A 16,724-nucleotide genomic window follows, 5' to 3' on the forward strand; every position below is an offset into this window, starting at 1 on the left:
ACTGCCTGGGGCAGGACCGATCAGGGCTGCTTCAGGTACAACGAGGTGAACTCGGGCATGCCCTGGGTCGGGTCGTTGACCGCGTGACCGATGTTCTTCCCGACCGGGAAGGCGCTGGCCGCGTAGTACAGCGGGACCGACGGCAGGTAGTCCTGCATGATCATCTTGTCGACCTTGCTCCACTCCTTCAGCTGCTCGTCCGGGCTGAGCGCGGCGACGCGATCGATCTCGGCGTCCAGCTTCGGGTCCTGCAGCTGGCCCTGGCTGTTGCCCAGGGCAATGGCGTCGGACTTGTAGAGCACCGGGAACCAGCTGGTGCCGGTCGGCCAGTCGGAGCACCAGTTGGCCGGCGCCTTGCCGATGTTGACCGGACCGTCCTGCTTGCCGATCAGGGCGCGGATCTTCGCCGACGGCACACCGATGGTACGAACCTTGAAGCCGGCCTTCTGGAAGACCTGGGTCCGCAGCGCGTTCACCTGGGTGGTGATCGGGTTGTCGTTGGAGTAGTACCAGCTGAGCTCGAAGTTCTCCTTGCCCAGTTCCTTCAGCTTGTCCTTGACCTTCTGCGCGATGGCCGGGTCGGAGGCGCCCTTGCCCTTGCCGGTCAGGCCGGGGAGCTCGTACTTCACGAAGCCCGGGACGGCCGGCGGCAGGTAGGTCGAGGCCGGGATGGCGGTGTCCGGGGTCAGGCCGGCGACCTTGCGCCAGTCGTCGATCGGGTACGCCTCGGCGATCAGCTTGCGGACCTCGAAGGGGATCTTGCGGGTGTCCATCGAGAAGGTGATCACACAGGGCGAGTCACCCTTGATGATCTGGGTCGGGTCCTTGACCTCGTTCAGCAGCGACGCGTCCAGGTTGGTGTAGTTCAGCGCGTTCGCGTCGGTACCGCTGCTGGCCAGGATCTGCCGCTGGACCTTGACCAGGTCCTGGGCGAACTTGAAGTCGAAGCCGTCCACGTACTGGTGCCGGACCGGGTCGGTCGCCGGGTCCCAGAAGGTGTTCTTGACCAGCTTCAGCTCCGCGCCCGGGGTGAGCGAGGCGACCTTGTACGGGCCGGTCGACTTCGGCTTGAGCTCGTACTCCTTCTTGGTGTCGGCCTTCTCCGGGATCGGGGTGAACATCGGGAACGCCGCGTAGAACGGCAGGTCGTCGAACTTCTTGGCCAGGTGGATGACCAGGGTCGAGTCGTCCGGCGTCTCGACACCGGAGTAGTTCTGGCCGTTCGGGCCGAACGGTCCCTTGTACTTGTCGCCGTCCTTGAAGAACTGCAGCTGGTACGTCGGGCCGCCGTCGAACAGGTCGTGGGCGAAGGACCGCTTGATCGCGTACGCGTAGTCGACCGCCTTGACCGGCGTGCCGTCGTCGTACTTGATGCCCTTCTTCAGCTTGAACGTCCAGGTCAGGCCGTCGGCCGACTTGGTGCCCAGGTCCTCGGCGAGGTCGGGGACCAGGATCGGCTTCTGCGTCTTCTCGTCCAGCTTGTACTGAGTCAGTGCCCGGAAGTACAGCTTCTCGATCTGGTTGCCGTCGACGTAGTAGGTGTCGGTCGGGTCGAAGTTGTCGGGGACGACGTCGGACAGGATGGAGATCGTCCCGCCCTTCTTGGCCCCTTCGATCTCCGGCGCCGGGCCCTTGGCGGTCGCGTCGGTCGCCTTGACCTGCGCGCCGCCGATGGTGGCGTCGCTACCCGGCTTGTTGCTCGCCGACGGGCTGCCGCAGGCCGCCACGGCCAGCATGACCGTCGCCGAGACCGCGGTGATCCGTTTCCACTGCATTGTCGTGATTCTCCTTTTCTGCCGCTGGGGCAAACGCCGGGCTACCGACGAGTCTTGGGGTCGAAGGCGTCGCGCACCGCGTCACCGAGCAGGGCCAGCGCGAGCACCAGGATGGTGATGCCCAGCACCGGCAGCCACAGGTAGAGCGGGTCCGCCTTGAACCAGTTGGTGGCGTTGGCGATCGTCTGGCCCCACGACGGCTTGGGCTCGATCAGCCCGACGCCGAGGAAGGACAGGCCCGCCTCCGCGGTGACGTAGGCCGGCAGCGCCAGCGAGGCCGAGATGACGATCGGGGCGACCAGGTTCGGCAGCAGCTCCTTGAACAGGACCTGCCAGGTCGGTACGCCGATCGCCTTCGCGGCCAGCACGAACTCGCGCTCGCGCAGCGACAGCACCTCGCCGCGGATGATCCGGGCCAGCCCGGCCCAGCCGAAGAACGAGAGCACGAAGATCAGCACGTAGAACCGGGTCGAGGACTGCTCGGCCGGCGTGAGGTTGAACGACCCGCCGCGCAGCGACTCCACGATCGGCACCATCGCGATCGCGAACAGCAGGTAGGGGAGGCTGAGCACGAAGTCGATCACCCAGGAGATGATCCGGTCGACCCAGCCGCCGAGGAAGCCGGCCAGCAGGCCGGCCACGACGCCGACGATGGTGCCGATCACGGTCGCGACGAAGGCGACGATCAGCGACGGCTGCGCGCCGTACACCCAGCGGGCGAAGTTGTCCCGGCCGGTCTTCGGCTCGACGCCGAACCAGTGCTCGGCGTTCGCCAGGATCGTCGGATAGCCGAACTCGTCCACCAGGTCGGTGTGGAAGGTGCCGACGTCGGCGCCCTCGAGCTTGACCAGCAACGGCGCGAACACCGCGATCAGGATGAAGAAGACCACCAGCGAGGCGCAGACGATCGCGACCTTGTCCTTGCGCAGCCGGTCCATCGCGATCCGGGTCGGGGACTTGCCGTGCGCCACCGACGCCGGGCGCACCGGCTCGGCCGACGCCGGGTGGTCCTCGACACCTACGGTCGAGTCGGGTGACCCAATACTCATGCGTGCTCCGTCAGCTGGTCAGCCAGAAATCCGGGGGGACAGGATCGGCGGCGGTCTGTAGATCGTGCCGAGCCTTTGCTCCGGGGGGCCATGCAGTCAAATTCGCTTGACAAGGCCGGATCGTCCGGAGCCGCGCGCTAGCCTGCCCGACACTTCCTCGACAAAACCAGCGGGTTCCGTGACCAGTGCACAAATCGTTACCGGAGGACGTACCGGACCGGAACATTTGCCACCAATAGTTACGCTCCGCACCCGCTTCCTCGCGAAAAGCGTCGGCACAGCGCCGTCATTGGCCATTCTGTGCCACATTATTACGGAGTGTGCCGGGAAGACTGCGGAGCGAGATGTCTTGAAATTGTCACACTATTCGCGGCGAATTCACCCCGAATGGCTTTTCGGTCAGCCAATCTCGCGGTGAATGGCGTCTTCCAGACCCAGTAACGGATCACGGGAAGTGGCAATGACCGCGCACCTGCCTTCGGCCGGCATCAGCGGCCGCAGCCGGCCGGCATTCCGGACGTCGTCGAAGACCAGCAGAACCGCCCGTCCGGCCAGGGTGCTGCGGAGCAGGGCCGACCGCTCCTCGAGTGAGTCGGGGAAGGCCTTCACCCCCAGCGACCGCAGGAGCCGCGCAAGGACGGTCGCGGTCGGCAGCGGCTCCCCCTCGACGCCTTGCAGCCGGACGAAGAGCCGGCCACCCGGATACTGCTCAGCGAGCCGATGTGCGAGCCGCACCGCGATCGCCGACTTGCCGGCCCCTTCGGCACCAAAGAGACACAGCACGTTGGGTACGCCGTTCCCCTTGCGTGCCAGTACTTCGGACAGCTCGGCGAGCAGCTCGTCGCGACCAGCGAGGCTCTCGTCGTCGGCAGGGAGATCCTGCGGACCCGCCTCGGTAAGACTCAGCGATCCGTCCTGCCGGAGCATCGCCACCTGAAGGTGGCGAACCTCTTGGCCGGGCTCAACGCCCAACTCCTCGCTCAGGTGACGCACCAGGTCGGCATAGACGGCCAGCGCGTCGGCCTGTCTCCCAGACCGATAGAGCGCCAGCATGCGCGCCGCCGCCAGTCCTTCGCGCGTCGGCTCGGCGCTGGTGAGTTCTGCTAGCTCTGGCAGCAACTCCTGGTGGTGTCCCAGCGCCAGCTCGGTCCTCAGCCATTCCTCTTGGGCAGCCCACCGAGACTCGTCGAGGGCCGCGCACAGTCGCCGGCGTACGTCCTCGGAGGCGACGTCTGCGAGAGCGGGTCCGCGCCAAAGCGTCAGCGCCTCGACCAGTACCTCCCGACGGCGCTGCAGATCCGGTAGTACCCGCGCCTGCTCCACCAGTGCCGCGAACTTCTCGACATCGGTCCGGCCAGCAGTCCCTTCGATCGCGTAGCCGTGGGCACCGCCCACTAGCTCTGCATCCGTCAGTACTGCGCGCAGCCGGGACGCATAGACCTGCAGTGCCCGCCTCGGGTTACCCGGCTGCTCCTCAGGCCACAGCAAGCCGATCAGGCGGTCGGTCGGTACTGCCTTCCCTGGCTCCAACAGCAGGACGGCGAGCAGCAACCGCTCCTGCCTCCGCTTGAGTTCCACCTTGCGGCCGTCCGCCCAGACCTCCACCGGACCCAGCAAGCGGTATTCCACCTGCGCAGGGTAACGCGGTGGTAGGTGCCGGGTAACAGGTTTGGCGGAGGCTGCGCTCATGCGCTCGTGGCGGAGTAACCCGGTGGTCCTGGTGACAGCATTGCTCGGGCTGGTGTCCAGCCTGCTCACGCCCGCGTCGCAGCCAGGGCGTGGGTGGTGCGTGAGTGCGTACGGAGTACAGGCTCACTGCCGTGGTGCTGCGGCACCACGGGTGCGGGTCGAACCCCGGATCAGGATGACCGGGGTTCGGCGCCGGCGTACGGGCTTGGCTCAGCTCTCGCGGACGTGCACGGTGACGAACGGGGGCTTGACCACCTCGAAGGCTTCCTGCCGGCCACGGATGTCCACCGCGACCTGGTCGCCTTCCTTGACGGCCGCGTCGAGCAGCGCCAGGGCGATGCCCTTCTTCAGCGTCGGCGAGAACGTGCCGGACGTCACCTCACCCAACGCGGTGCCAGCAGGGTCGACGACCGTCATGTGAGGCCGCGGGATGCCGCGGCCGACCGCACGCAGGCCGCGCAGGATCTTGGCCGGTCCGGCCTCCTTCTCTGCGCGCAGTGCCTGGTCACCCCAGAAGTGCTCCTTCTTCCAGCCCACGGCCCAGCCCGAGCGTGCCTGGACCGGCGTGATCTCCGGCGAGATGTCCTGACCGTGCAGCGGGTAGCCCATCTCGGTCCGGAGCGTGTCGCGAGCGCCCAGCCCGGCCGGTACGAGGTTGTACTGCTCCCCCGCCTTCAGGATCGCGTCGAAGACGGCCACCGCTGCCTCATTGGGCACTACCAGCTCGTAGCCGCGCTCACCGGTGTAGCCGGTGCGGCAGACGACTACCGGCGTACCGGCACTGTGCTCATTAGGGAACGCAGCTACCGCAAAGGACATGTAGTCGTGGCCGGTCGGGAGACCGATCGCCTTGACCACCTCGTCGCTGTCGGTGCCCTGGACGGCCAGGATCGCGTAGTCGTCGTGAGTGTTGGTCACCACGACGCCCTCCGGCGCCTGCTCGGCCAGCCGGCGTACGACCTCGGCGGTGTTGGCCGCGTTCGGGATCAGGAACACGTCGTCGTCGGCGTGCAGGTAGGCGATCAGGTCGTCGACCACGCCGCCGTCCTCGGCACAGCACAGCGTGTACTGCGCCTGGCCGGGGGCGATCTTGCCCAGGTCGTTGGTCAGGCACGAGTTCACGTACGCCGCGGCGCCCGGGCCCTTGACCGTCGCCTTGCCGAGGTGGCTCACGTCGAAGACCCCGACGGAGGTCCGGACAGCGGTGTGCTCGGCGACGACGCCGCTGTACTCCAGCGGCATCTCCCAGCCGCCGAACTCGGCGAACTTGGCGCCGAGGGCGACGTGCCGCTCGTGCAACGGGGACTTCTTCAACGCCTGCGACTCGGTCATGGACCGGAACTTACCGGACGCGCGGCGGTGGTGATGCGGTCGACATCACTGCCTGAGAGCCGGATCACGGCCCCGCGACGCGTAGCATGCGGAGGCAGCATTCACGTACCGTCACGACCGGCACCTGCCACCCGGTCAAGGAGGACTGAGGATTTCGTGAGCACCATCACCCTGAGCAAGTCCGATCCGGCCGGCGTCAAGACCGACGTCCTGGTGATCGGCGTGGTCAAGCTCGACGGCGGCGTCACCCTGCCCGCCGGCACCGAGTCGCTGAACGCCGCGTACGGCGGGAAGCTGGTGGAGGTGCTGGCCGGCCTCGGCGCCACCGGCAAGGCAGGTGAGGTCACCAAGGTCCCCGGCCCGAAGCCGGGCAAGTCGGCCATCGTGATCGCCGTCGGCCTCGGCGCCGCGCCGGACGGAGCGCTGAAGACCGAGGATCTGCGGGTCGCCGCCGGGACCGGCGTCCGCGCCGCCAAGGCCGGACAGTCGATCGCCTTCTCGCTGCCGACGCCGGACGCCGAGTGCGTCCGGGCGATCGCCGAGGGCGCGCTGATCGGCCGCTACACCTTCAACGCCTACAAGTCCGAGGCGAGCACCGAAGCCCCCGGCAACGTGATCGTGCTGACCGACCTGGCCCGCAACCGCGACGCCAAGGCAGCCCTCGAGCGGGCCGAGGTGACGGCCGACGCGGTCCACCAGGTCCGCGACTGGGTGAACACTCCCCCGTCCGACCTGCACCCGGCCGAGTTCGCCGCGCACGCGGTCAAGCTCGGCAAGGAGTACGGCGTCAAGGTCGAGGTCCTGGACGAGAAGGCGCTCGCCAAGGGTGGGTACGGCGGCATCCTCGGCGTCGGCCAGGGCTCCACCAACCCGCCGCGGCTGGTCAAGCTGACCTACACGCCGAAGAAGCCGGTGACGCACCTGGCCTTCGTCGGCAAGGGCATCACCTTCGACTCGGGCGGCCTCTCGCTGAAGACCGCCAGCGGCATGATCAGCATGAAGTCCGACATGGCCGGCGCCGCCGCCGTGATCGCCGCCACGGTCGCGATCGCCCGGCTCGAACTGCCGGTGCAGGTGACCACGTACGCCGCGATGGCCGAGAACATGCCGTCCGGCTCGGCGGCCCGCCCGTCCGACGTCCTCACCATGTACGGCGGCAAGACCGTCGAGGTGCTCAACACCGACGCCGAGGGCCGCCTGGTGCTCGGCGACGCGCTGGTCCGCGCCTGCGAGGACCAGCCCGACCTGATCGTCGACGTCGCCACCCTGACCGGCGCGTGTGTCGTTGCCCTGGGCACCAAGGTGGCCGGCGCGTTCGCCAACACCGACGTCGCCCGTGACCGGGTCGTCGACGCCGCCGTCGCCGCTGGTGAGGCGATGTGGCCGCTGCCGATCCCGGCCGAGATGCTCGACAAGCTGCGCTCGCACTCGAAGATCGCCGACCTGGCGAACATCACCGGCGAGCCCTGGGGCGGTGCGCTGGCGGCGGCCGCCTTCCTCGGCGACTTCGTTGCTGAGGGCATCGACTGGGTGCACCTCGACGTGGCCGGCCCGGCCTTCAACGACGGTGGGTCGTCGGGTTACACGACCAGCGGTGGTACCGGGTACTCGGTCCGGACGCTGGTCGAGCTCGCTGCCGCTGCGAGCTAGCTAGTAGCGGGTCTCCAGCATCGTGCAGCCCTCGTCGGTCCGGTACGGCCCATGTGGCATACCGGGCCGGCGAGCTGCGTACTCGCCCTTGGTGAAGGTTTTGCCGAGCGTCAGGTCGGTGAGCGAGCCCTCGAGCAGGTAGACCTCCTCGAAGTACTCGTGCCTGATCACCTCGTCGCCCGTGGTGGTGCCGGGCGCCCAGCGGGCGATCCTGGTCAGGGTGCCGTCTTCTGCTGTGGTCAGGACGCGTTGGGTGATTCCTGGTCCGTCTTCCGTCCAGGGCACGTCGGCCGCTGGGAAGAACTCGTGCTCGGCCTTCATTCCCAGGCCGCCGCGAGCTGCTCGACCGAGTAGACGATCCGGCTGGTCAGGCCGCGTGGGTCGGTCAGCTCGACCCGCCACGCGTCGGCGAACTGGTCGACGCCCGCGATCATCGGGATCGTCCCGCTGAGCACCACCGTGCCCGGCACCAAGCGGTCCTTGAGTTGCTCCACCCAGTACGACGGCGGCAGCAACTGCGCGAGCGTGCCGTCCTGGATGAGCTGCTCGGTGTCACCATGACGCACCCAGGCCTTCAGGGTGAACTCGTCCAGCTCGTCCTCGATGGCGTCGAGTGGCCAGGCCACGTCGCCGAGCACGTCAGGTGCTGACTGCTTGCTCCAGGCGACCCCGTGCACTTCCAGCGCCCGGTCGGTGTGGTCGCAGGCGACCGTCAGCAGCAGGTCGTCGGGCCCGTCGCCCACGATCAGCGCCCACTCCGCCTCCCCCGAGGTCTTGCCGTGCGCCACCTGTACTACGTCCGGCCGGCTCACCAGGCTGGCCGACAGCGGGTAGAGGGTCGGGATCCGCTTCGGCGCCGGGACGCCCAGCTCCGCCAGCTCGTCGACGTGGTGCTGGACCTGCTGGGTGTCGCGGCCGGCGTACCCGGCATTGAGCGCATATCGGACGTCGATCTGCCGCTCCGAGCCGTCCGGGAGCGTGAATCGCAGGGTCTGGGGCACGGGAACCTCCACTGAATTCGAGTCAGGGCTTGCGTGAACACGTTGTATACAGCAAGTATGGAGCAACGACGCGAGGAGGTCCACCCCGATGTCCACCCCCACCGCCCCCACCGGCTCCGTCGCCGGTGATCGCCGGAGTCTGTACAAAGCCTTCGCGGCGAGCCTGTCCGGCACGTCGCTGGAGTGGTACGACTTCGCCGTCTACAGCTCCGCCGCGGCGCTCGTCTTCGGCGACCTGTTCTTCCCGGGCAGCGAGCCGCTCACCGGGACCCTGCAGGCCTTCGGCACGTACGCCGTCGGCTACATCGCCCGTCCGCTCGGCGGCATCATCTTCGGCCGCCTCGGCGACGTGATCGGCCGCAAGAAGGTGCTGGTCGCCACGCTGCTGCTGATCGGCATCGCCACCTTCTTCATCGGGCTGCTGCCGACCCATGCGCAGGCCGGGGCACTTGCGCCGACCCTGCTGGTGTTCCTGCGGTTCATCCAGGGTGTAGGTGTCGGTGGTGAGTGGGGTGGCGCGGTCCTGCTGAGCAGTGAGTTCAGCCAGGCCAGGCAGCGGGGCTTCTGGGCCTCTGCCGCTCAGGTGGGTCCGCCGCTCGGCACGTTGATGGCTAACGGCGTACTGGCCGTACTGGCGGGGCTGCTGTCGGAGGATCAGTTCTTGAGCTGGGGTTGGCGGGTTGCGTTCCTGTTGTCGGCAGTACTGGTTGCCTTCGGGCTGCTGATCCGGACGAAGCTGGAGGAGACTCCGGTGTTCAAGGAGCTGGAGGCGCGCGGGGATCGGCCCACTGCTCCAGTTACGGAGGTACTGCGTACGCAGACGCGCGGGCTCGTCGCGGCGATCCTGTCGCGGGTGGGGCCGGACGTGCTCTATGCGATGTTCGCCGTCTTCGTGCTGACCTATGCGACCAAGAACCTGGACATGAGTCGCGGTGAGGCGGTGACGGCTGTACTGGTCGGGTCTGCGTTCCAGGTGGGGCTGATTCCCTTGTCTGGTTGGCTTTCCGACCGGTATGGGCGGCGGTTGATCTATGGGATCGGTGCAGTCGGTGGAGCCATCTGGAGCGTGGTGTTCTTCGCGATGGCGTCTTCGCTGGCCACTGTGCTGCCGGGAGTGGTGATCGGGCTGGTGTTCCACTCGCTGATGTACGGGCCGCAGGCGGCGTTTGTGTCGGAGCAGTTCACGGCGCGGCTGCGGTACACGGGTAGCTCGCTCGCTTACACGTTCGCCGGGATCATCGGGGGTGCGCTGGCACCGCTGGCCTTCACCTACTTCCTGGCGAAGACCGGTACCGGGTATGTGATCGCGCTGTACATCGTGGTGGCCTGTGTCGTCACGCTGGTCGGCCTGCGGCTCGGCCGGGCGGTGCAGGACGAGGATGCGCCGGTTGCCGCGGCCGCGGTCAGCCCTGCATGAGGATGGAGCCGGTGGTGTCGAGGTGGCGCAGGATGGCCGCCTCGGCCTTCGCCGGGTCGCCGGAGGCCAGACCGTCCACGATCGCCTGGTGCTCGGCCAGTACGTCCTGGCGCCTGGTAGTGCTCCGCTGCAACGCCACTACTCCCAGGAGCACGTGGCGAGCGCGCAGGCTGTCGTACAGCCGGCCCAACACGGTGTTGCCGGCCGCCTCGACCAGTAGCGCGTGGAACTGGCTATCGAGCTCAATGAACCCCTTGGCGTCGCCCGCCTCGACGATGGCCCGCTGCTGCTCGAGCACCGCGGACATGGCGTCCACCGGCGCGCCATCGGGTGAGGCCAGGCAGGTGGTCGCGGCCCAAGACTCGATGACGCCGCGGGCCTGCATCATCTCGGCGATCTCCCGGCCCGGCACGGGTGCCACGAAGGCTCCGCGGTGTGGGACGAGTTGCACCAGGTCCTCGGCGGCCAACATGAGCAGGGCTTCGCGTACCGGCGTACGGGAGATGCCGACCTCGGTCGCGACGGCTTGCTCGTTGATGAACGTCCCGGAGACCGCTGGATCGCTCAGCACGGTCCCACGCAGGTACTGGTAGGCACGGTCCCGGCCGGAGTCCCCACTCAATTGCATACTCAATGTATACAGCCTTTGGAGGGTTCATGACATCCCTGCGCGTCGCGGCGGCCCAGATCAGCACCGGCCCGGACCCAGCCGCCAATCTAACCACCGCCACCGAAGCAGTACGCCGTGCCGCCGACGCCGGCGCCACCCTGGTTGCCCTCCCCGAGGCCACCCTGGCCGCCTTCGGCACCGACCTGCGCGCTGTCGCCGAACCACTCGACGGCCCGTTTGCGACCGGCCTGCGCAAGGTCGCGGCGGACCGGGGCGTGGTGGTGATCGCCGGGTTGTTCGAGCCTGCCGACGACGGGCGGGTCCACAACACCCTGCTGGCGACCGGCCCGGGCGTCGAGGCGTCGTACCGCAAGATCCACCTCTACGACGCCTTCGGCTCCCGCGAGTCCGACCTGGTTGCCCCTGGCAATGAGCTGGTGACGATCGAGGTGGACGGGGTCCGGGTCGGACTGGCGACTTGCTACGACCTACGCTTCGCCGCCCAGTTCACCGACCTGGGCCGGGCCGGGGCGGAGCTGATCGTCGTACCGGCCTCTTGGGGCGCAGGCCCGGCCAAGGAAGAGCAGTGGGACCTGCTGACTCGCGCCCGAGCATCAGACGCCCAATCCTGGCTCCTGGCCTGCGACCAGGCCTGGACTCCCCCAGTAGGCACAGACCCGCTAGGCATCGGTCGCAGCGCCCTGGTCGATCCGCTGGGCCACACCCGAAGCCACCTCGCTGCCGATCCCGGCCTTCTGGTGGGCGAGATCGACACGGACCTGCCCGCTACGGTCCGCGCCCGGGTCCCGATCCTGTGATCACTCGGCGCCTTGATCAGTCGGCCACAGTGTCGCCGTGGCGGTGGGCTACTTTCCAATCGCCACCCTCGCGGCGATACACCTGGGTTGCCCGGAGCGTGTAGGTGCGTGGCTGTCCGTCGACCGAGGCAGAGGTGTGCTCGAGGCCGGCCGTATAGGCCATGTCGCCCACCACGTCGTAGGCCATCAGCTCGAACGCGTAGGACGTGCAGTCGGAGAAGCTCTTGCCCAGGGCAGTGAAGAGCTCGTCGATCTCCTGCTGGCCGTGGGCGTTGCGCCAGGCCCCCAGGACGCTGACGGGCTCGTTGCGAGACCAGAGGGCCCGCCTGGGAGCGGGATCGCCGTTGTGCAGCGCCAGCTCGGCTTCGTACAGCGCGGTCCTGACCCAGGTCAGGAACTCTTCGCGATCAGACATGCCCTCAGAATGCGCCCGGCCACGGCCATTGCGCACTGGTGCCGGTCAGGCGAGACCGTTTTTCTTCATCCGGGCGTTGTACTCCCGCATGCGGGGCGGGTAGCCGACCACGGCGGCGTCGTAGGAGGGGATGCCCAGCTTGTTGGCGAACTGGTGGGCCCATTGGACCGAGGGGACGCGACGGCGGGTCCACTCGCCGTCGATGGCGACCAGGAGCAGCGTGTAGTCCGTCACCGCCGTCCGCGGCTCGACGAACCCCTCGACACCCTGCCGTGTCTGGGCGAACTCCCGCAGGTGCGCTTGGTCGGGGTTGTCCGACTTGCGCATCGTGCCCGGCTTCTGCCGGCGACCGAACCACTTCATGGGAGCTAGTGTCCACCATTCCTGCAAATCCGGCCCGGGAGCGACGCGGACCGCCGACGGTGACAAGATGACGCCCGGGCCGGAACTCCGCGATCCGGGGCCGCCCGCCGACCTTGACGCCCCACGGAGGAACCTCGTGACGAACACGGCAGACAGCAGCACGACGTACGACCTGTTGATCCTCGGCGGAGGTAGTGGTGGCTATGCCGCCGCGCTGCGCGCCGCAGTACTGGGGATGTCGGTCGCACTGGTGGAGAAGGACAAGCTCGGCGGCACCTGCCTGCACCGCGGCTGTATCCCGACCAAGGCCCTGCTGCACGCCGCCGAGGTGGCCGACTCGGCCCGCGAGGGTGAGCAGTTCGGTGTCCGGACGACGCTCGAGGGCGTCGACATGGGCGGCGTGAACAAGTACAAGGACGGCGTCGTCGACCGGCTGTTCAAGGGTCTGCAGGGGCAGATCAAGTCCCGCGGCATCACCGTGATCGAGGGCGAGGGACGACTGACCTCGCCGCGGACGGTCGCCGTCAACGGCACGACGTACACCGGCAAGAACGTCATCATCGCGTCCGGCTCGTACTCCCGCTCGCTGCCCGGGCTGGAGCTCGACGGCAACCGGGTGATCGCGAGTGAGCACGCGCTGACGCTGGACCGGGTGCCCGAGTCCGCGGTGATCCTCGGCGGCGGCGTGATCGGTGTCGAGTTCGCCAGCGCGTGGACCTCGTTCGGCACCAAGGTGACGATCGTCGAGGCGCTGCCCCGGCTGGTACCGGCCGAGGACGCCGACTGCAGCAAGGCACTCGAGCGGGCCTTCCGCAAGCGCAAGATCGCCTTCAAGACGGGTACGCCGTTCGAGTCCGTCGACACCCACGACAACGGGGTCCGGGTCACCGTCGCCGGCGGCGAGGTGATCGAGGCCGAGGTGCTGCTGGTCGCGGTCGGCCGCGGTCCGAACACGGCCGGGATCGGGTACGAGGAGGTCGGCATCGCGCTCGACCGCGGCTTCGTCACCGTCGACGAGAACCTGCAGACCAGCGTGCCGGGCGTCTACGCGGTCGGCGACATCGCGCCCGGCCTGCAGCTCGCGCACCGCGGCTTCCAGCAGGGCATCTTCGTCGTCGAGCACCTGGCCGGGCTGAACCCGGCCCGGATCGACGAGCTCGGCATCCCCCGCGTCACCTACTCCGAGCCCGAGGTCGCCTCCGTCGGGCTGACCGAGGAGCAGGCCAAGGCGAAGTACGGCGAGGTCGAGATCCTCAACTACAACCTCGGCGGCAACGGCAAGAGCCAGATCCTGAAGACCCAGGGCTTCGTCAAGCTGGTCCGGGCCAAGGACGGCGCGGTGGTCGGCCTGCACATGGTCGGCTCCCGGGTCGGCGAGCTGATCGGCGAGGCGCAGCTGATCTACAACTGGGAGGCCTTCCCCGCCGACGTCGCGCCGCTGGTGCACGCCCACCCGACCCAGAACGAGGCCCTCGGCGAGGCGCACATGGCGCTCGCCGGTAAGCCCTTGCACTTCCACGAATAGATTTCGGCTGCTCCTACCGGCGGGTCCGGCTGACCCAGATCCCGCCGGTTCGAGCGGCACCGTAGGCTGAACTCGAACCGAATAGACGAAGGAGCAACGACCGTCATGCCGACCTCTGTATCCCTGCCGGCCCTCGGGGAGAGCGTCACCGAAGGAACCGTCACCCGCTGGCTCAAGCAGGTCGGTGACACGGTTGCCGTCGACGAGCCCCTGCTGGAGGTCTCGACCGACAAGGTCGACACCGAGATCCCCTCCCCCGTGGCCGGCACTCTCCTGGAGATCAAGGCCGCCGAGGACGAAACCGTAGAGGTAGGCGCCGAACTAGCAGTAATCGGCGACGCCGGCGAATCCCCCGCCCCCGACTCCAACGGCCAGGCACCCGCCGCCGAGGCCGCTCCCGCTGAGGCCGCCCCGGCCCAGGAAGCCCCAGCAGCACAGGCCGCCCCGGCCCAGGAGGCCGCGCCTGCCGCCGCTGCGCCGCAGGCCCAAGCTGCTCCGGCCGAGGCCGCGCCGCAGGCGGAGGCCGCTCCGGCTCAGGCCGCCGCTGACAACTCGTCTTCTGCTGCCGCGCCCGCGGCTGGCACATCGGTCACGCTGCCCGCCCTTGGCGAGAGCGTCACCGAGGGCACCGTCACGCGCTGGCTGAAGCAGGTTGGTGATGACGTAGCGGTGGACGAGCCGCTGCTCGAGGTCTCCACCGACAAGGTCGACACCGAGATCCCCTCGCCGGTCGCCGGCAAGCTGCTGGAGATCAAGGTCGCCGAGGACGAAACCGTCGAGGTAGGCGCCGAACTGGCCATCGTCGGCTCCGGCGACGCAGCCCCAGCCGCCTCCGCCCCGGCAACACCCGCCCCCGCCGAGTCCGCCCCGGCCCCCGCAGCCCAGGCCCCGGCCGCTCCGGCCGCCGCACCCGCTGCAGCCCCGGCCCCGCAGGCGGCACCGGCAGCCCAGGCACCCGCTGCTCAGGCGCCGACCACGCAGGCTCCCGCGCCGCAGGCACCTGCCCAGGCTCCGGCAGCACAGGCTGCTCCGCCGGCTCAGCCCGCAGCCCAGGCTCCGGCCCCGCAGGCAGCACCGGCTGCCGCGCCGTCGGCTCCGGCTGCGTCGTCCAACGGGTCTTCGTCAGAGGGTCCGAACTACGTCACCCCCCTCGTCCGCAAGCTGGCGACTGAGCACTCGGTCGACCTGGGCGCGGTCCAGGGCACCGGCGTCGGTGGCCGGATCCGTAAGCAGGACGTGCTCGCCGCCGCCGAGGCCCAGAAGGCCGCGGCCGCCGCAGCTCCGGCAGCAGCCGCCACTCCCGCCTCCGCCGCCGCGGCGAAGACGGCAGCGCCGATCAGCCCGCTGCGCGGTACGACCGAGAAGATGAGCCGGATCCGCAAGGCCATCGCCAGCCACATGGTCAACTCGCTGCACGTCTCGGCGCAGCTGACCACCGTGGTCGAGGTCGACGTCACCGAGATCTCCAAGCTCCGGAACGCGAAGAAGGCCGAGTTCGAGGCCCGCGAGGGCGTCAAGCTGTCCTTCCTGCCGTTCTTCGCGCTCGCCGCGGTGGACGCGCTGAAGCAGTACCCGAAGCTGAACGCCTCGATCAACGACGAGGCCGGTGAGGTCACCTACCACGCCGCCGAGCACCTGGGCATCGCCGTGGACGCCGAGAAGGGCCTGATGGTCCCGGTCGTGCACAACGCCGGTGACCTGAACATCGCCGGCCTGGCCAAGAAGATCGCCGACCTGGCCGCGCGGGTCCGCACCAACAAGGTGCTGCCGGACGAGATGGCGGGCGGCACCTTCACGATCACCAACACCGGTAGCCGGGGCGCGCTGTTCGACACCCCGATCCTGAACCAGCCGCAGGTCGGCATGCTCGGGACCGGCTCGGTCGTCAAGCGCCCGGTGGTCATCACCCACCCGGAGCTCGGCGAGACGATCGCGATCCGGCAGATGGTCTACCTGGCGCTGACCTACGACCACCGCCTGGTCGACGGCGCCGACGCGGCCCGCTACCTGACCGCGGTCAAGCAGCGCCTCGAGGAAGCCCAGTTCGACGTCTGATCCGGCCGGACGCAGGTAGCGTCCGCGATCTGATCCGACGAGATGGAAGTTGCCTGGCCGCCGCTCCGGCCTGACCCGATCGACGAAGGTCAGGCCGGCCGCGGCCTCACCGAGAAGCCGGAGCTGTGACTCGTGAAATATGTGCTCGCCGGTTCGTCCGGCTTCCTCGGTAAGGCGTTGGCGCGGGACCTGCTGGCCGACGGCCACCAGGTCACCCGGCTGGTACGGCGTGAGCCGTCGCAGCCGAGCGAGGTCCGCTGGGATCCCGCGCGAGGACAGCTCGATCCCTCCGCGCTGGACAACGCCGACGTCCTGATCAACCTGGCCGGCGCGAACATCGGCCGGCCGTGGACCCCGAAGTACCGGAACGCGATCCGGGAGAGCCGGGTCACTACGACGGCCACGCTGGCCGAGGCCGCCGCGCAACTGGAGCGGCCGCCGGTGTTCATCACCCAGAGCGGTATCGGCGGCTACGGCAAGGACTGTGGCGACGAGATCCTGACCGAAGAGTCCGAACTCGGCGATGGGTTCCTCGCCGACGTGGTGCGGGTCTGGGAAGGTGCGGCCGACCCGGCGCGCGAAGCTGGTTGCCGGGTGGTTGCGTTGCGTACGGGCGTCGTGCTCGAACGCACGGCTCCGGCGTTTCAGCTGCTCTCGTTGCCGTTCCGGATGGGCGTCGGTGGACGCCTCGGCTCTGGCAAGCAGTACTTCCCGGTCGTCTCGCTGACCGACTGGCTCGGCGCGGTTCGGCACTGCGCCGAGAACGACCAGGTGTCCGGGCCGGTGAACGTCACACTGCCGGAGCCCACCACCAACCAGGAGTTCACGAAGGCCCTCGGTGCCGCGCTGCATCGCCCCACGCTGGTGCCGGTCCCCTCGTTCGTCCTCACCACAGTCCTCGGCGAGTTCGCCTGGGAACTGATCGGCAGCAAGCGCGCACTCCCCAACGCACTGCTCTCCTCCTCCTACACCTTCAAACACCCCACGGCGGAGACCGCCCTCGCGTCCGCCCTCGCCTGACGCAG

General features: G+C 68.7%; 15 protein-coding genes. 6 read left to right on the forward strand and 9 right to left on the reverse strand.

Annotation, left to right across the window (positions count from 1 at the left end):
• Positions 1–20: 20 nt before the first annotated feature.
• The 4 genes from ABD116_RS35850 to gcvT all read right to left on the reverse strand — a co-directional run bounded on the left by ABD116_RS35850 (position 21) and on the right by gcvT (position 5,845).
• Complete coding sequence (locus ABD116_RS35850) at positions 21–1,775, reverse strand: ABC transporter substrate-binding protein (protein WP_343981089.1); 1,755 nt, start codon at positions 1,773–1,775, stop codon at positions 21–23.
• 41 nt (positions 1,776–1,816) lie between these two features.
• A complete protein-coding gene (locus tag ABD116_RS35855) occupies positions 1,817–2,824 on the reverse strand; it encodes an ABC transporter permease (protein ID WP_343981092.1) in 1,008 nt (335 codons plus the stop codon).
• Positions 2,825–3,223: 399 nt separating this feature from the next.
• A complete protein-coding gene (locus tag ABD116_RS35860; protein ID WP_343981094.1) occupies positions 3,224–4,453 on the reverse strand; it encodes an AfsR/SARP family transcriptional regulator in 1,230 nt (409 codons plus the stop codon).
• Positions 4,454–4,723: 270 nt separating this feature from the next.
• Positions 4,724–5,845 carry a glycine cleavage system aminomethyltransferase GcvT gene (gene gcvT / locus ABD116_RS35865; RefSeq protein ID WP_343981097.1) on the reverse strand — a complete coding sequence of 374 codons (1,122 nt, stop codon included), beginning with the start codon at positions 5,843–5,845 and terminating at the stop codon, positions 4,724–4,726.
• A gap of 156 nt (positions 5,846–6,001) precedes the next feature.
• Here gcvT and ABD116_RS35870 point away from each other — a divergent pair, with 156 nt between their 5' ends.
• Positions 6,002–7,495, forward strand: coding sequence for a leucyl aminopeptidase (locus ABD116_RS35870; protein ID WP_343981100.1), 1,494 nt, complete (start codon positions 6,002–6,004; stop codon positions 7,493–7,495).
• Here ABD116_RS35870 and ABD116_RS35875 read toward each other — a convergent pair whose 3' ends face one another.
• Both ABD116_RS35875 and ABD116_RS35880 read right to left on the reverse strand, forming a co-directional pair.
• The gene (locus ABD116_RS35875) at positions 7,496–7,816 is read right to left on the reverse strand and encodes a cupin domain-containing protein (RefSeq protein WP_343981103.1); all 321 of its coding nucleotides are present in this window, start codon (positions 7,814–7,816) and stop codon (positions 7,496–7,498) included.
• Positions 7,813–8,496 carry a DUF2848 domain-containing protein gene (locus tag ABD116_RS35880; protein WP_343981106.1) on the reverse strand — a complete coding sequence of 228 codons (684 nt, stop codon included), beginning with the start codon at positions 8,494–8,496 and terminating at the stop codon, positions 7,813–7,815. The genes ABD116_RS35875 and ABD116_RS35880 overlap by 4 nt, the downstream gene beginning before the upstream one ends.
• An 88-nt stretch (positions 8,497–8,584) precedes the next feature.
• On the opposite strand from ABD116_RS35880, the gene ABD116_RS35885 reads away from it, so the two are divergent.
• Positions 8,585–9,913, forward strand: coding sequence for an MFS transporter (locus ABD116_RS35885; protein WP_343981108.1), 1,329 nt, complete (start codon positions 8,585–8,587; stop codon positions 9,911–9,913).
• Here the strand turns inward: ABD116_RS35885 and ABD116_RS35890 are convergent.
• Positions 9,900–10,541, reverse strand: coding sequence for a GntR family transcriptional regulator (locus tag ABD116_RS35890; protein ID WP_343981112.1), 642 nt, complete (start codon positions 10,539–10,541; stop codon positions 9,900–9,902). The genes ABD116_RS35885 and ABD116_RS35890 overlap by 14 nt on opposite strands.
• 29 nt (positions 10,542–10,570) lie before the next feature.
• Here ABD116_RS35890 and ABD116_RS35895 point away from each other — a divergent pair, with 29 nt between their 5' ends.
• On the forward strand, positions 10,571–11,341 hold the full coding sequence (locus ABD116_RS35895; RefSeq protein WP_343981114.1) for a carbon-nitrogen hydrolase family protein: 771 nt from the start codon (positions 10,571–10,573) through the stop codon (positions 11,339–11,341).
• A 16-nt stretch (positions 11,342–11,357) separates the two neighbouring features.
• Here ABD116_RS35895 and ABD116_RS35900 read toward each other — a convergent pair whose 3' ends face one another.
• Together ABD116_RS35900 and ABD116_RS35905 are read right to left on the reverse strand one after the other, a co-directional pair.
• Positions 11,358–11,756: a nuclear transport factor 2 family protein gene (locus ABD116_RS35900; protein ID WP_343981117.1), complete on the reverse strand. Its 399-nt coding sequence runs from the start codon at positions 11,754–11,756 to the stop codon at positions 11,358–11,360.
• Between the two features lie 45 nt (positions 11,757–11,801).
• On the reverse strand, positions 11,802–12,119 hold the full coding sequence (locus tag ABD116_RS35905; RefSeq protein ID WP_343981120.1) for a hypothetical protein: 318 nt from the start codon (positions 12,117–12,119) through the stop codon (positions 11,802–11,804).
• A 136-nt stretch (positions 12,120–12,255) separates the two neighbouring features.
• Between ABD116_RS35905 and lpdA the strand changes: the two genes are divergently transcribed.
• From lpdA to ABD116_RS35920, 3 genes are all read left to right on the forward strand, one after another.
• Positions 12,256–13,644 (forward strand): dihydrolipoyl dehydrogenase, encoded by a 1,389-nt coding sequence (lpdA, locus tag ABD116_RS35910; protein ID WP_343981123.1) that lies wholly within the window; start codon positions 12,256–12,258, stop codon positions 13,642–13,644.
• 105 nt (positions 13,645–13,749) lie between these two features.
• On the forward strand, positions 13,750–15,699 hold the full coding sequence (sucB, locus tag ABD116_RS35915; RefSeq protein WP_343981126.1) for a 2-oxoglutarate dehydrogenase, E2 component, dihydrolipoamide succinyltransferase: 1,950 nt from the start codon (positions 13,750–13,752) through the stop codon (positions 15,697–15,699).
• A 132-nt stretch (positions 15,700–15,831) separates the two neighbouring features.
• Positions 15,832–16,719, forward strand: coding sequence for a TIGR01777 family oxidoreductase (locus ABD116_RS35920; RefSeq protein ID WP_343981129.1), 888 nt, complete (start codon positions 15,832–15,834; stop codon positions 16,717–16,719).
• Positions 16,720–16,724 lie beyond the last annotated feature (5 nt).

Source organism: Kribbella koreensis (genome assembly GCF_039525325.1).
Classification (GTDB): domain Bacteria; phylum Actinomycetota; class Actinomycetes; order Propionibacteriales; family Kribbellaceae; genus Kribbella; species Kribbella koreensis.

Excerpts from the sequence above, each read along its gene's own strand:
- ABD116_RS35850 (WP_343981089.1), bottom strand. The coding sequence starts at position 1,775 with ATGCAGTGGAAACGGATCACCGCGGTCTCGGCGACGGTCATGCTGGCC.
- ABD116_RS35855 (WP_343981092.1), bottom strand. The coding sequence starts at position 2,824 with ATGAGTATTGGGTCACCCGACTCGACCGTAGGTGTCGAGGACCACCCG.
- gcvT (WP_343981097.1), bottom strand. The coding sequence starts at position 5,845 with ATGACCGAGTCGCAGGCGTTGAAGAAGTCCCCGTTGCACGAGCGGCAC.
- ABD116_RS35875 (WP_343981103.1), bottom strand. The coding sequence starts at position 7,816 with ATGAAGGCCGAGCACGAGTTCTTCCCAGCGGCCGACGTGCCCTGGACG.
- ABD116_RS35885 (WP_343981108.1), top strand. The coding sequence starts at position 8,585 with ATGTCCACCCCCACCGCCCCCACCGGCTCCGTCGCCGGTGATCGCCGG.
- ABD116_RS35890 (WP_343981112.1), bottom strand. The coding sequence starts at position 10,541 with ATGCAATTGAGTGGGGACTCCGGCCGGGACCGTGCCTACCAGTACCTG.
- ABD116_RS35895 (WP_343981114.1), top strand. The coding sequence starts at position 10,571 with ATGACATCCCTGCGCGTCGCGGCGGCCCAGATCAGCACCGGCCCGGAC.
- ABD116_RS35900 (WP_343981117.1), bottom strand. The coding sequence starts at position 11,756 with ATGTCTGATCGCGAAGAGTTCCTGACCTGGGTCAGGACCGCGCTGTAC.
- ABD116_RS35905 (WP_343981120.1), bottom strand. The coding sequence starts at position 12,119 with ATGAAGTGGTTCGGTCGCCGGCAGAAGCCGGGCACGATGCGCAAGTCG.
- sucB (WP_343981126.1), top strand. The coding sequence starts at position 13,750 with ATGCCGACCTCTGTATCCCTGCCGGCCCTCGGGGAGAGCGTCACCGAA.